The 14,930-nt window shown below is 28.0% G+C and carries 15 protein-coding genes; 10 read left to right on the forward strand and 5 right to left on the reverse strand.

The annotated features are described in order from the left end of the window. Positions 1-48: 48 nt before the first annotated feature. Complete coding sequence (locus AC2TY9_RS13615) at positions 49-1,404, reverse strand: nickel-dependent hydrogenase large subunit (RefSeq protein ID WP_489778063.1); 1,356 nt, start codon at positions 1,402-1,404, stop codon at positions 49-51. Positions 1,405-1,455: 51 nt separating this feature from the next. Here AC2TY9_RS13615 and AC2TY9_RS13620 point away from each other — a divergent pair, with 51 nt between their 5' ends. Beyond that, positions 1,456-2,106 carry a transglutaminase-like cysteine peptidase gene (locus AC2TY9_RS13620; protein ID WP_489778064.1) on the forward strand — a complete coding sequence of 217 codons (651 nt, stop codon included), beginning with the start codon at positions 1,456-1,458 and terminating at the stop codon, positions 2,104-2,106. On the opposite strand, the gene AC2TY9_RS13625 is transcribed toward AC2TY9_RS13620, so the two are convergent. The 3 genes from AC2TY9_RS13625 to AC2TY9_RS13635 all read right to left on the reverse strand — a co-directional run bounded on the left by AC2TY9_RS13625 (position 2,095) and on the right by AC2TY9_RS13635 (position 6,252). Then, positions 2,095-2,988, reverse strand: coding sequence for an NADH-quinone oxidoreductase subunit B family protein (locus tag AC2TY9_RS13625; RefSeq protein ID WP_489778065.1), 894 nt, complete (start codon positions 2,986-2,988; stop codon positions 2,095-2,097). The genes AC2TY9_RS13620 and AC2TY9_RS13625 overlap by 12 nt on opposite strands. Beyond that, positions 2,978-3,568 carry a TetR/AcrR family transcriptional regulator gene (locus AC2TY9_RS13630; protein ID WP_489778066.1) on the reverse strand — a complete coding sequence of 197 codons (591 nt, stop codon included), beginning with the start codon at positions 3,566-3,568 and terminating at the stop codon, positions 2,978-2,980. The genes AC2TY9_RS13625 and AC2TY9_RS13630 overlap by 11 nt, the downstream gene beginning before the upstream one ends. A 107-nt stretch (positions 3,569-3,675) precedes the next feature. Continuing rightward, positions 3,676-6,252: a bifunctional aconitate hydratase 2/2-methylisocitrate dehydratase gene (locus AC2TY9_RS13635; protein WP_489778067.1), complete on the reverse strand. Its 2,577-nt coding sequence runs from the start codon at positions 6,250-6,252 to the stop codon at positions 3,676-3,678. A 318-nt stretch (positions 6,253-6,570) separates the two neighbouring features. On the opposite strand from AC2TY9_RS13635, the gene AC2TY9_RS13640 reads away from it, so the two are divergent. From AC2TY9_RS13640 to AC2TY9_RS13650, 3 genes are read left to right on the forward strand one after another with little or no spacing between them, the layout of a single operon-like run. Beyond that, entirely contained in the window at positions 6,571-7,014 is a 444-nt protein-coding gene (locus AC2TY9_RS13640; protein WP_489778068.1) for a YiiD C-terminal domain-containing protein, read from the forward strand. Between the two features lie 38 nt (positions 7,015-7,052). Beyond that, positions 7,053-7,841 (forward strand): DUF3108 domain-containing protein, encoded by a 789-nt coding sequence (locus tag AC2TY9_RS13645; RefSeq protein ID WP_489778069.1) that lies wholly within the window; start codon positions 7,053-7,055, stop codon positions 7,839-7,841. A 2-nt stretch (positions 7,842-7,843) separates the two neighbouring features. Further along, positions 7,844-8,659, forward strand: a complete 816-nt coding sequence (locus AC2TY9_RS13650; protein WP_489778070.1) for a M48 family metallopeptidase — start codon at positions 7,844-7,846, stop codon at positions 8,657-8,659. A 24-nt stretch (positions 8,660-8,683) separates the two neighbouring features. Here the strand turns inward: AC2TY9_RS13650 and AC2TY9_RS13655 are convergent, their stop codons facing one another. Beyond that, on the reverse strand, positions 8,684-9,394 hold the full coding sequence (locus AC2TY9_RS13655) for a YebC/PmpR family DNA-binding transcriptional regulator (protein ID WP_489778071.1): 711 nt from the start codon (positions 9,392-9,394) through the stop codon (positions 8,684-8,686). Between the two features lie 175 nt (positions 9,395-9,569). Between AC2TY9_RS13655 and AC2TY9_RS13660 the strand changes: the two genes are divergently transcribed. The 6 genes from AC2TY9_RS13660 (at position 9,570) to AC2TY9_RS13685 (ending at position 14,927) form a co-directional block, all read left to right on the forward strand. Further along, on the forward strand, positions 9,570-10,412 hold the full coding sequence (locus tag AC2TY9_RS13660; RefSeq protein ID WP_489778072.1) for an MlaA family lipoprotein: 843 nt from the start codon (positions 9,570-9,572) through the stop codon (positions 10,410-10,412). Positions 10,413-10,415: 3 nt separating this feature from the next. Continuing rightward, entirely contained in the window at positions 10,416-11,000 is a 585-nt protein-coding gene (locus tag AC2TY9_RS13665; RefSeq protein WP_489778073.1) for an MlaC/ttg2D family ABC transporter substrate-binding protein, read from the forward strand. Continuing rightward, positions 10,997-13,492 (forward strand): efflux RND transporter permease subunit, encoded by a 2,496-nt coding sequence (locus AC2TY9_RS13670; RefSeq protein ID WP_489778074.1) that lies wholly within the window; start codon positions 10,997-10,999, stop codon positions 13,490-13,492. Before AC2TY9_RS13665 ends, AC2TY9_RS13670 begins: the two co-directional genes overlap by 4 nt. Beyond that, complete coding sequence (locus tag AC2TY9_RS13675) at positions 13,485-13,679, forward strand: zinc ribbon domain-containing protein (RefSeq protein WP_489778075.1); 195 nt, start codon at positions 13,485-13,487, stop codon at positions 13,677-13,679. The genes AC2TY9_RS13670 and AC2TY9_RS13675 overlap by 8 nt, the downstream gene beginning before the upstream one ends. Further along, positions 13,679-14,260 carry an LOG family protein gene (locus AC2TY9_RS13680; protein ID WP_489778076.1) on the forward strand — a complete coding sequence of 194 codons (582 nt, stop codon included), beginning with the start codon at positions 13,679-13,681 and terminating at the stop codon, positions 14,258-14,260. Before AC2TY9_RS13675 ends, AC2TY9_RS13680 begins: the two co-directional genes overlap by 1 nt. 259 nt (positions 14,261-14,519) lie before the next feature. After that, positions 14,520-14,927, forward strand: a complete 408-nt coding sequence (locus AC2TY9_RS13685) for a ModE family transcriptional regulator (RefSeq protein WP_489778077.1) — start codon at positions 14,520-14,522, stop codon at positions 14,925-14,927. Positions 14,928-14,930 lie beyond the last annotated feature (3 nt).

Here is a 14,930-nt window from a genome sequence, read left to right on the forward strand (position 1 = left end):
TAAGTTTTATTTTATATTTAAAGTGTTACTTATTAACACATATTTTAATTAATGAGTTGTACACACAGAACATACATCAAAACTTCTTAATATAATTTTTGCCTTTTCAATAGAATCATTTCCTATAATTGCCTTTTGGGCAATTGAATAGTTATCTTTATCTCCAGGACCTAAATTCCATACTGTTGGAGTAATTACATTATATGAATCTATTTTTCCATATTTAATTTTTACTTCATGATATAAAGAGCCTCTAGTTGCTTCAACAGAGGATACACCTATTGCTTCATCAACCATATTGAATGTGAATTTAGGTTTAATAAAACTTTGTTCAGAGATATCAATCTCTTTTATTAGTTCTTTTGTTTCTTGTATTAAGTATGCAAACTCATCCATTCTAGCTAGTACCCTTGTTAAAACAGAATCCTCGAATTTTTTATTTAACTTAGAGATAAATTTTCTCTCATTTATTACAGCTCGCGCAAGTGGTCCAGTCTCATAAAAATTGTTTGCATATTTAACATTTTTTGCCCAGCCATAGGCTTCATTTGACTCTTCATTTAAATCAACATTAAATGTATATTTACTATCTTCACTAATATTTTTAAAATCTAAATTAGTGTTTAATCTTTTATTTTTTTTACCTGCTTTAAAAGAAGGAGAATTTGTTAGGGCAATAAATCTATTATATGCTTTTCCAATATTATGAAAATCATTTTCAAAGCTAATATCAATAAAATCTTTTAAATCTAAGCCAATCTTTTCTAAATCTGATTCACTATTAAAAGATAAATATTCATCAAGCGAAACTCCTGCAAAATCCTCTTCAAAAAACCTAATAGCATTATCAAGATAATTTTCCATAGTAACTAAATCTAAAAGTGTAGGATCACTCATAACCCCTCCTGGTATCATATAAGAAGTATGTGGCCATTGTCCTCCAATAATTGCAAGGGATTTTATAATCTCGCTAGCTATTGAGGTTCCTTTTAACCATTTCTTACCTGTAAATGGTTCATAGTTTGAGTATTCTTTTTTAGAGAGTTTTGTCATATCTGGCATAATGAACAAATAAAACCATTTGATATGTGAATCAATCATTTCAATATTTAAACCAATTTCTCTTAATAGTTTTGCTTTATTTGTTACAGTTAATTTTTCACCTATGTTTTCATAAGCATTTTCGAGAGCGTCAACAGTTGCTTTTAAATGTGCTTGACCACAAATACCGCAAATTCTAGGTGTATAAACAAGGGCATCAAGTGCCGATTTTCCTTCTAAGATAAATTCAAAGCCCCTAAAATTTAAAAACTTAATTTTTGCATCTGAAATAATACCATCATCCCAAGAGCAAACAAGTTTTGCTTCCCCTTCAATTCTTTCTACTAAGTCAACTGTTTTCATATTTCCCTTTCACAAGTTGTGATTTTATCATAAATTGATTATAATTCACCAATGAAAAACTTAATACTAATTACATTATTGACTACAACTTTACTCTTTTCTTCAACATTAGAAGATTTAAAAATTACAGATGAAGATTTTATTAAAATATCTCACTCATCACAAAAAAATATCATCTTTGATAGAATAAATGATTTGATGCTATTAAAAAAATCATTAAAAAACGTAGATGATGACTTTATAAAATTAAATGAGGTTAATGATTTTTATAATACTTATCCATATGTAAGTGATGAGACTATTTACAAAAAGAAAGATTACTGGGCAACTAGAAAAGAGTTTATGATTAAAGGTGCAGGAGATTGCGAAGACTTTGTTATTGCCAAATATTTTACTTTACTTGAATTAGGTGTTGAGGAATCAAAACTTTCAGTGATACATAATCTTCATAATAATGAATATCATTTGGTTTTAGGTTATCAAGAAAATTCATATTCTGATCTATTTATTTTAGATAGTATAAATAAAGAGATTTTACCCTTAACAAAAAGGGATGATATTTTAGTTTTACATACTTTAGAGACAATTGATTTAAATAATAAAGAGATAGATATTTTATCTGATATAAAAAATTTGAGTAACTATAAATGGACTAAAATTTATTTAAGTTCAAAAAACAAAAAGATTAAATTAGTCAATTAACTTTTTATGAAGTCTTTCAATCTTGAAAGTTTTTGCAATACCAGTTATTGATAGATAAGCTCTTTTATTTATTCCAAGTGGTACTTCATCTGGTATACCAATGTTTTTTTTAGTTTCAAACATATTATCCCGTGGAAAATCAAATTCTGTACAACCAATACAAGGCATTCCTGCTCTTGTTTTTGTGCTAACATCATTCCATAGCACTTTATTACAATTTGAGTGTGTCATAGGGCCTCGACACCCCTGCTCGTAGAATAAACATCCTTCTTTAGCCCCAAATGAACCTTCAACTTTCCATTCAAAGTATTCATTTCTAGTACACCCATGGTGAGCTAAACCATAATATAACTCTTTTGGACGACCTAGTTCATCTAAAGCAATTTTTCCATATTGAGTTAATGAAAATAATGTTTGAAATATCCATTCAGGATGAACAGGACAACCTGTAAGATTTACAATTGGGTGTTTTAAGATATATAAATTTTCAGTTTCAAGTGAGTCTTGAAGACCTTTTATTGTTTTATTTTCTTCAAACTTCTGATGCAAACCACCGTAAGAAGCGCATGAGCCAACTGCAATTACATATTTACTTTTCTTTATCAGTTTGTTAAATAAATCATAGGTACTTGAATCTGAAATAGTAAAAAATCTTTCATCTTTACTTATTGCACCCTCAACTAATAAAAAATCAATCTTCTCATTTGAATTAACAATTTCTTTTAATGATACATCAACACTTAAAGAGGGATGATAAATCAAATCAAAAGATTTGAAAAAAAGTGCTAACCTATTTTCGTTAGCACTTAAAAGTGAATGGGTATTTCCATTGCAAGTTACTGCTTGAAACCATAGAACTTTTGGTTTTTTATTAGTCTTCATACTTTAAAGCTCTATAGATATTTTCTGCAACTTCATCTGCATAATCCATAATATCTTTATCTAGAACTTTCTCTCCAGTAAGAAAAGCAAAGCCACCTAATGCTCCCATGATCATACCAAATGCAGGGAAGAAATCTTGTTGTCTAAACTCCTTCTTTGAAGCACCTTCATCAAGTAAAATCATAACTTCAGTAACAAAATCACTAACACAAAGAAAACCTTCACATCCATCACCAAAAACTTCTCTATTTGATAAATAAACTCTTAAAAAATATTCTATAACTTCTGGAGATTTTTTTACATTTTCAAGATATTTCCTTGTAAACTCAAAGATTTTATCTTTTGAAGAGATATCCATTTGATTTATCTCTCTTAACTCTATTGCTATCACATTAGTTGAGTATTTAATGGCATATTTAGCTAACTCTTCTTTTGACTTGAAGTAGTTGTACATATTACCAACACTCATTTTCATAGCTTTTGCAATATCTGGGATTGTTGTATTATAAAAACCATTTTTTGAAAAAAGTTTCAAAGAGTTTTCTATAATATTATTCTTTTTTTCTTCTTTTGCAGACACAATTAATCCTTTGGAGGGAACTTACTAAACTTTTAAATTATATTATTAAAAAGATAAATAGTAAATGAATATTCATGAAACTCAAGCATAAAGCTTGAGTTTTTTTATTATCTTGAAGTAACTAATGTAGTTAGGTGGTCAGTTGAAACTTGGTGGAAATTTAAGTATTTATAAACACCATCTTTGTTTTCAGCTGTAATTTTCTTAGGTACAATTTCCATGTACTCTTCTTTAGTTGGAAGTCTACCTAAAAGTGCTGTTACTGCTGCTACTTCTGCAGAACCTAAGTAAACTTGAGAACCTTTTCCAAGTCTATTATCAAAGTTTCTAGTTGAAGTTGAGAATACTGCTGCTCCTTCTGAAACAGAAGCTTGGTTACCCATACATAAAGAACAACCAGGGATTTCAAGTCTTGCACCAGCTGCTGCAAATGTTGCGTAGTATCCTTCTTCAGTTAATTGAGCTTCATCCATTTTTGTTGGTGGTGCAACCCATAATTTAGTAGGAACTTCACCCTCACCTTTAAGAACTTCACCAAGTGCTCTAAATAATCCGATATTAGTCATACAAGAACCAACGAATACTTCGTCAATTTGTTTGATTCTTTTATCATCAGCTAAGATGTTTGTTAAAGTATCAACATCATCTGGATCGTTTGGACAAGCTAAAATTGGTTCAGTAATTGTATTTAAATCAATTTCAATTACTTCTTTATATACTGCATCAGCATCTGGAGTTAATAACTCTGGATTAGCTAACCATTCTTTCATTTTGTCAGCTCTTCTTTGTAAAGTTCTAGCATCTTCGTAACCTTCTTCAATCATTTTTTCAATTAAAGCGATGTTTGAAGATAAGTACTCAATGATTGGTTCTTTATCTAATTGAACAGAACAAGCTGCTGCTGATCTTTCAGCTGCTGAATCTGATAATTCGAATGCTTGCTCAACTTTAAGATCAGGAAGTCCTGCAATCTCAATAATTGTTCCAGCGAATACATTTTTCTTACCTTTTTTCTCAACAGTTAATAAACCATCTTGAATTGCTTGGTATGGAATAGCATTTACTAAGTCTCTTAAAGTAATTCCTGGTTGCATTTCACCTTTGAATTTAACTAAAACAGATTCTGGCATAGTTAAAGGCATCATACCTGTAACACCAGCAAAGGCAATAAGACCAGAACCAGCAGGGAATGAGATTCCAATTGGGAATCTAGTATGTGAATCTCCACCAGTACCAACAGTATCTGGTAAACATAATCTATTTAACCATGAGTGAATAACACCATCACCTGGCTTAAGTGTAACACCACCTCTTGAATTAATAAAATCTGGTAAAGTGTGTCTTAATTTAATATCTGCTGGTTTTGGATAAGCAGCTGTGTGACAGAATGATTGCATAACCATATCAGCACCAAATGATAATGCTGCAAGCTCTTTAATTTCATCTCTTGTCATAGGTCCAGTTGTATCTTGAGATCCAACAGTTGTAGCGATTGGCTCAACATACATACCAGGTCTTACACCTTCCATACCACAAGCTCTACCTACCATTTTTTGTGCTTGAGAGAAACCTTTTCCAGAATCTTCTGGTTGCTCTGGAGTTAAGAACATATCAGATGCCCCTAATCCTATTAATTCTCTAGCTTTAGCAGTTAAACCTTTACCAATAATTAAAGGAATTCTTCCCCCTGCTCTCATCTCATCAGTCATAGTATTTGGAGCTAATTTAAATTCAGATACAACTTCACCATTCTTAAGGATTTGTCCTGCATAAGGTTTTACAGTAATAACATCACCAGTTTCTAAAGCATCAACTGGAGCTTCAATTGGTAAACATCCTGAATCTTCTGCAGTATTAAAGAAAATTGGAGCAATAATAGAACCAATTACAACACCACCAGTTCTTTTATTTGGAACACCTGGAATATCTCTACCCATGTGCCATTGAACTGAATTAATACCTGATTTTCTAGAAGAACCTGTACCAACAACATCCCCAACGTATGCTAATGGATTACCTTTTGCTCTTAATTCTTCCATCGTATCTAGTGGATTTTCCATTCTAGATTGTAGCATTGCAGTTGCGTGTAATGGAATATCTGGTCTTGTGAAGGCAACAGTTGCAGGAGATAAATCATCTGTATTTGTTTCACCAGGAATTTTGTAAACAGTTAATTTAATTTCTTCTTCTAAAGCTGGTTTATTTGTGAACCACTCAGCGTTTGCCCATGATTCAATTACTTCTTTTGCTTTTGCATTTCCAGCATCCATTAAATCTTTTACATCATTGAATGCATCGTATACTAAGATAGTGTTTTTTAATTGTGTCGCTGCAATTTCTGCAACCTCTTCAACTTTTAGAGCTTCGATTAATGGAGTAACATTAAATCCACCCATCATAGTTCCAAGAATCTCAACAGCTTCAGTTTTTGAAATTACTGAACATGTTACATTTCCTTGTACAATATCATTTAAAAATGCAGCTTTTACATATGCTGCATCATCAACACCTGGATTAATTTTATTTTTGAATAATTCTAAACAATAATCTGCTTCTTCAACAGTATCTGCTTTTAATAATTCAACTAGCTGTGCAGTCTCTTCTGCTGTTAAAGCTAGTGGTGGTAATCCACCTTCATTTAATCTCTCTTGTGTATGTGCTTTATAAGTAGCTAATAAACTCATATAGATTTCTCCTAGTAATTTTGTAGCACTAGTATAGCATAATGTTCATTTGCTTGAATGTACAATTTTTGTAAATAAGGATACATTTTTTTACAATTAAAATAAAAGTTACTAAAAGTAATACAATTTCTACTTATCATTACTATAAGTACATACAATTGCTATTAATTAAAATCAAAATCTAATCTTTGTTTTTAAGTTTAAATTTTTTATTATGATTTTAAAAAAATCATTGTACAATTTTAGTACAATGAAATTCTAGATTGTACATATCTTACTAAATATATTTTTGTATAATAAATCAATGAGGAGATTAAGATGCTAAAAAAACTTGAAGAAAAACTTCATAATGAAATACCTATGACAAAATATATGCAATTTACTCTTGAAGAATTAAATGATGAAAGTTTAATTACTAAAGCTCCTTTAAAACCAAATATCAATGACAAAGGTACAGGTTTTGCTGGAAGTTTAAGTACAATTGCCACAATTTCTGCATGGTGTGTATGTTATTTAGAAGCTTCTAAATTGAGTTTAGAAAATAGTATGATTGCAATAATAAAAAGTGATACATCATATAAATCACCTATAACAAAAGATTTTGTATGTAAAACCTATTTACCCTCAAAGGAACAAATAAAGCTTTTTGAAAAGAAACTAAGAGAAAAGAATAGTTCTTCTTTAAGAATCAAAGGAGAAATTATTGAAGATGGAAAACTTTGTTTAGATTTTGAAGGCATATATGTGATAAAAAAAAGATAATTCACATTTTTTCTACAAAGCATATGATATAATTTATTATGAAAAGATTGATTACTTTATTATTTATATTTACTAATACTATGCTTTTTGCTAAAACAATTGAAGCAAATTACTTAATAACTTATGGATCATTTTTAGATTTAGGTATTGCAAATGCTAAATTAACTTACAATGAAAGTGAATATGAGATTAAAATTGAAGCTAAAACTGTAGGTATGGCAAAAGTATTAACAAACAATAGAACTGAGATTTATAAAAGTACAGGCAGTTTTATTGATAATAAATTTATCCCAAAAAAATTTATAAAAATTAAAAGAAACAATTATAAATCAAGAATAAAAGAATATACCTTTGATTATAAAAATAAAAAAATTGTAGTTAAAACAACAAATAAAGGTATTAAAAAGAGTGTTAATAATGAACTAAAATTTCAAGAAAAACCTTTTTATACTGAATATACAGATGAACTTAAGTTCTTTACAAAAAATGATCTATTATCACTATTTTTTAATTTAAATGAACTAATAGAATTTGGTTATGACAAAAATTATACCTTTAGTGCTATTGGAGCTAATAAAAAAGATGGAAAAATTGATTTATTAATCCCTTCAAAAGATAAAACTTACAAGTTAAATAAAACAATGAAAAAAGAGAAAGAAAAAAAACTTATTGTTTATATAAATCAAAAAATATTTGGAAGTAAAAAAGGTGAGCTTTTTTTATCATTGAATAATGAAGGTTTTTGCAGTATTGCTATTTTAAAAGATGTAGTCTTTTTTGGTGATATAATTGGAGAAATGACAGATTTTAAAATAGATAAAGGATAGAAATGAAAAGAAGTTTATTTACACTAATTACGATACTAATATTTATTACAGGATGTACAAGTAAAACACCTTATACTAAAAGAAGTCAAATGATTTTATTATCACAATCTCAAGAATTGGCTTTAGGTGAACAATCTTATAAAGAAGCGTTAAAAAAATCAGAAGTAATTACTAATACTAAAGATTCAAAAAGAGTTAAAAGAATAGGAGAAAGAATTGCTAATGTAATTAACAGAAGTGATTATAAATGGGAATTTAACTTAGTTAAAAATGATGCAAAAAATGCATTTTGTTTACCTGGGGGGAAAGTTGTTGTGTATACTGGAATATTAGAAGTTGCAAAAAATGACGATCAATTAGCAACTGTAATGTCCCATGAGATTGCCCATGCTTTAGCAAGACATGGAGCAGAAAGAATGAGTACAGGAATGGTTGCACAAGGAGCACAATTAGTAGGAAATATAATTATTGGTTCAAAAGCTCCTCATCTATCACAATCTTTTAATATTGCTTATGGTTTGGGTGCACAATATGGGGTTTTATTGCCTTATGGAAGAATGCAAGAGAATGAAGCAGATGAAATAGGAATTTATCTTATGCATGAAGCAGGATACAATGTTCATGAAGCTTTAAATTTTTGGCAAAATATGAGTAAAGGTAAGAAAGAAAATATAGAATTTTTATCAACACATCCAAGTTCAAAAACGAGAATAAATAACATAAAAAATGCAATTGCTAAAATTGAAAAGAATAAAAAACCAATAGAAAAAAAACAGATAAAATTAAATAAGAATATTTTAGGGGAAAAAATAAATTAAAAGATAGAGAAAACTCTATCTTTTTTATACTATATTAGTATAAACAGCTTGAACATCATCATCATCTTCAAGCTTTTCTAAAAGTTTTCCAATCTCTTCTTGTTGTTCTTCTGTAAACTCTTGTGGATTATTTGGGATTCTTTTTAACTCAGCTTTAGTAAGTTCAATACCCATATCTTCAAATGCTTTATTTAATGTCCCAAAATCAGTATATTCAGCTGTTACTAAAACAACTCCATCTTCCTCTTCAATCTCTTCAAGACCTGCATCAATTAATTCTAACTCCAGCTCTTCTAAATCCATATCTTCAATTTTATTAAATTCAAAAATTGCTTTTCTATCAAAGAAAAATTCTAAAGAACCAGTTGGTACTAATTGCCCACCATTTTTGTTAAAATGCATTTTTACATTAGCAACAGTTCTTGTGTTATTATCAGTTGCAGTTTCCACAAAAACTAAAACACCATGAGGGCCTTTGCCTTCAAAATTCACATCAGTATAGTTTGTTGCATCTTTCCCTGTAGCTCTTTTAATAGCTGCATCAATATTTGTCTTTGGCATATTTTCAGATTTTGCATTTAATATAGCAGTTCTAAGTGCTGAGTTCATCTCTGGATCACCACCACCTGCTTTTGCTGCAATTTCAATCGCTTTTGCAAGTTTAGGGAATACTCTTGACATTGCTCCCCATCTTTTCATCTTAGCTGCTTTTCTATATTCAAAGGCTCTACCCATTAAAAATCTCCAATAATTTCTAAAATTTCGGGATTATAACAAGATTGTAATTAAAAGTAGAATAAATCAATAAATTATTATTAAAATTCACATAAAAATTTTAAGCTATTTTTTTATTTTTTTTAGTTATTATCTTTATTCGCACACAATAACACATACGCAAGGCCAGAAACAAATGAAGAGTTTTATTATTTTCTTATTTATAATTGTTACATTCAACGCATGTAGTGTAACAAACCATTATAAAGTTACTCCTGACTTGAAGTTTGAAGCAGTACCTAAAGACCAAAGAGTTACTTACGTTTATTTTAGTAAAGATAAATTTGTAAAAGTTCAAGAACAAAATACTTCAAATGACAAAGAAGATTTCCTTTCTGAATTTAAAGAAGAAAAAGAGATTTATGATCCTTTTGAATCTTATAACAGAGTAATCACAACTTTTAACGATAAATTATATATTAATGTATTAGACCCAACAGCAAGAGCTTACGCAAATGTAGTTCCTGAAACTGCAAGAGTTGGAATCTCAAACTTTTTTGAAAATATCACATTTCCTATACGATTTATAAATAATATTTTACAATTCAAATTTGATTATGCAGCAGAAGAAACAGGAAGATTTTTAATAAATTCTACTGTAGGTGTATTAGGATTTATGGATATAGCAAAAGATTATAATTTAAACAAAAGAGATGAAGATTTTGGTCAAACTTTAGCATATTATGGTTTTGGAAGTGGAGTTCATATAGTACTTCCTGTTTACGGTCCATCAAATGTTAGAGACATTGTTGGATTAGCTGCTGATGGATATGTTAGTCCACTTGATAGTTCAGGAGATTTAAAATACAAAATCCCAGAAAACTTTGGGCAAAGCTTTGCAATTAAGAGTGTAGATGTTATAAATAGTACATCATTGATGTTAGGACAATATCAAAATATAAAAAAAGATGCAATAGATTTATACCCATTTTTAAGAGATGTTTACAATCAAAATAGAGAAAACCAAATTAAGGAATAATAGATGTACAAAATTTTATTTTCATTACTTTTAGTTTTAAATTTTTCATACGCTAACTTTAAAAAAGATAATATTGACGCTCAAATGGGAAATGCTATTGATAAAGTTTTAATGATATTAAAAGATTCAAATATGTCAAAAGAAAAAAAATCTGAAGAGATTATTAATTTAATGAATCCAATATTTGATTATGAATTAATGTCAAGATTATCATTAGGTAAACAATGGAATCTAATATCACAAGATAAAAAAGAAGACTTTGTTAAAGCATTTACTGAAAAACTAAAAAATTCATATGTAGAAAAACTAGATTTATATACTGATGAACTAGTAGAGATTTTAGATAAAGAACAACCTAAAGCAAATAGAATTATTTTGAAAACTCAATTAGTTGGAAAAGAAGAAAAATATCAAATAAACTATAAATTTTATGAAAAAAATAAAGATAACTGGCTTATTTACGATGTTGATTTATTAGGTGTTAGTATAATTCAAACATATAGAAAGCAATTTTCTGGCTTCTTAAAAGATAAAACATTTGATGAATTACTAAGTTATTTAAAAGATAAAAATAATTCAAATAAATGATAAAAAAGTTTTATGATTCTTATATTCTCAAACACCCATTAAAAGTTTTAATCTTAGTTTTAATTGGTGTTTGTTTCTTAGGCTTTTATTCTACAAAACTTCAAATAGATGCTTCATCAGAAACGCTTCTTCTTGATGATGATAAAGATTTAAAATTTTCTAGAGAAGTTGCAAAAAGATATTACACCCCTGATTACTTAATTGTAACGTATAAACCTAAAAATGATTTATTATCTAATGAAAGTATTGAAACTTTAAAAAGTCTAACTAAAGACTTAAAAAAAGTTGAAAGTGTAGATAACATCACATCAATTTTAAATGCTCCATTATTACAATCTCCTGTTCAAGAATTAAGAAAACTTGTAGACGGAGTAAGAACAATTGAAAATAGTGACTTTGATAAAGAATTAGTAAAAAAAGAGTTTTTAGAATCTGAACTTTATAAAGATTCACTTGTAAGCTCTGATTTCACTACAACTGCAATTGTTCTAAATCTTGAAATTGATACTAAATACTTTGAATTCATAGAAAAAAGAAATACACTTCTTGTAAAAAAAAGAGAAAATACTGCATCTAAAGAAGATATAAATCAATTAGAAAAAGTTAGTACTGAGTTTAAAAAATATAGAGATTTACAAAGGGAACAAAACCACCTAAATATTGAGAAAATTAGAACTATTTTAAAAAAATACAACAATGATGATAAACTATTTTTAGGTGGTGTAGGGATGATAGCTGATGATATCATCGGCTTTGTCAAAAATGATTTATATATTTATGGCTCTACATTAGTATTTTTATTAACAATTATTCTATGGGTAATCTTTAGACAATTTATTTGGGTTTTACTACCTTTAGTAATATGTACATTATCTGTAATTTCAACAACAGGAACTTTAGGTCTATTTGGTTGGGAAGTTACAGTTATATCATCAAATTTTATTGCCTTACAATTGATTATTACTATCTCGATAGTTCTACACCTAATTGTAAGATATAGAGAGCTTAGTTTTAAATATAAAAACTCTAATCAATATAAATTAGTTATAAATACTATTTTGTCAAAATTCAACCCATCATTTTTTGCAATCATTACAACAATAGCAGGTTTTGGATCACTTGTTTTATCTGGTATTGAACCTGTAAAAAACCTAGGTTGGATGATGAGTACAGGTATTGCCATCTCATTATTAATATCTTTTCTTGTCTTCCCTTCTTTATTAATATTAATGAATAAAATAAAAGTAGAAGACAAAGGTAATAATAAATCAACTTATATGAATTTTACTTCAAATATAGTTGAGAAACATGGTTTAAGTATTATAATTGCCTCTATTTTAGTTTTAGCATTTTCAATTACAGGTGCTATGAAATTAAAAGTTGAAAATAGTTTTATTAATTATTTTAAAAAAACTACAGAAATATATAAAGGTATGGAAGTTATTGATAATAAATTAGGTGGAACTACACCTTTAGATGTAATTATCAAATTTGATGCAAATAAAAAAGAAAAACAAAAAAAAGAAACTGCAGCAGCTGATGATGGCTTTGATGATTTTGAAGCAGAATTTGCCCAATCAGCAAATGATGAAAAATATTGGTTTACTCAAGATAAAATGGATGTCATTACAAGAGTTCATAATTATCTAGAGAAAAATCCTCAAATTGGAAAAGTTTCATCCTTAGCAACACTTTTAAAAACTGGAAAAGTCTTAAATGAAGGTAAAGATTTAGATGGCTTCACCTTAGCTTTATTATATAAAGAATTGCCTCAAGAATATAAGGACATTATTTTAAATCCTTATATTAATATTGAGAATAATGAAGCAAGAATAAGTACAAGAATAATTGATTCAAATCCTAATTTAAGACGTGATGAATTGATTAAAAAAATAAATGAGGAATTACCTAATATAATTGATAACAGTACAGTTGAGTTCAGATTATCAAATCTTATGATTTTATATAATAATATGCTTCAATCTCTTTTTGACTCTCAAATCAAAACAATTGGTTTTGTCGTTATTATTTTATTTATAATGTTCTTTATCTTATTTAGGTCATTACTAATCGCATTTATTGCTATTTTAGCAAACATTGTGCCTATATCTATTATCTTTGGAATAATGGGTTGGCTTTCAATACCTTTAGATATTATGACTATTACAATTGCTGCTATTTCAATTGGAATTGGGGTAGATGACACAATTCACTATATTCATAGATTCCATGAAGAATTTAAAAAAGACCACAATTATGTAAATTCGATGAAAAGAGCCCATGAGTCAATTGGGTACGCGATGGTTTATACTTCACTAGTTGTAATTATAGGTTTTTCAATTTTAGTTTTATCAAATCTAGTTCCAACTATATATTTTGGGTTGTTAACTGTAATTGTTATGGCAACAATTCTTTTATCAGCACTTTTATTATTACCAAGATTATTAATTATGTTTAAACCTTATAAGACTACTAAGAATCTAAATGTTTGAGAAATTTATTGAGTGTCCATACTGTAGACAAAGAATAAGTGTACTTTTAGACTTAGGGATGGAAGGTTCATCTTTTATAATTGATGATTGTGAAGTTTGTTGTAGACCTATAGAGATAAGATATAAAGTGGAAGATTCTGAAATTGAATATTTTTCTTATAATTTAATTGAAGGAAATGAGTATTAATGAAAATAGCTATTTATTGTGGTTCATCTTTTGGGAATAACAAAATTTATAATATAAAAGCAAAAGAGTCTATAGAATTTCTTTCAACTACTGATTCTACAATAGTTTATGGTGGTAGTAAAGCTGGTCTAATGGGTACAATATCACAAACTGCCATTAGTTTAAATATGGAAGTTATTGGAGTAATAACTCATGATTTAGCCTATAAAGAGATTGAAAATACTTCAATAACAAAGCTTTATAAGGTTGATACTATTAGACAAAGAAAAGAGAAAATGGAGCAATTATCTGATGCTTTTATTGCTTTTCCTGGTGGATTTGGAACCTTTGAAGAGATTAGTGAAATTTTCACTTATATTCAAATTGGATTACATAAAAAGCCTTGTGCCTTGTATAATGTAAATGGATATTATAATAAATTCTTAGATTTTTTAGAAAATTGTGTTCATAATGGTTTTATTAGTCAAGAACATTTAAATGCAATAATTGTAAGTGATGATATAGAAAAAATTTATAACTCTTTTGAAAACTACAGTGCACCAAAAAGTAAATGGGAACTAGAAGCATTAAAAAAATGTTAACTAATTAGTCGAATAAATATAACAAAAATCTAAGTTAAAATTATAAGACAATCATTAAGAAAACTAATAATTCTTTTTTTAAATAGTACGATTCTACACGATATATTATTTTTTCATAAAAATCACATAAAATATTCATATTAATCACTTTAATTTCACCATTAAATTGTATAATCCTTCAATCGCTATTTTTATGTAACTTTTAAATAGTATAATTCGAAAAAATTACAAGGTATTATAAAAGGCAATAATATAAAAAATGAAACAATTAGATGAGACGCAAAAAGACTTATTATTAACTAACTTAGATGAGAAAGGAAAACTATCTTGCTTAAAAGCTTTTAAAGTAGCAAGATTAATTGGTGTAAAACCAAAAGACATGGACTTAATCACGAAATCAATGAATATTAAAATTACTAACTGTGAATTAGGCGTATTTGGTAAGATACAGTTTTCTGACCTTGATGATAAAATTTATAACAAACTTTCTGAAAACTTTAACAAAACAAAAAAAGTTGAATGTGAAGTTGCATGGTATGCAGCTAGAGACAAAGGTGCAAGTTTGAGAAAAGTAGGTTCTACTATTAATAATTCTGATATTAAAGTAACCCATTGTCAACTTGGATGCTTCTATGATGAAGAGTATGAAAAGTATGATGATAACTAAGAT

The sequence above is a fragment of the Arcobacter sp. ISO1 genome (assembly GCF_058105185.1).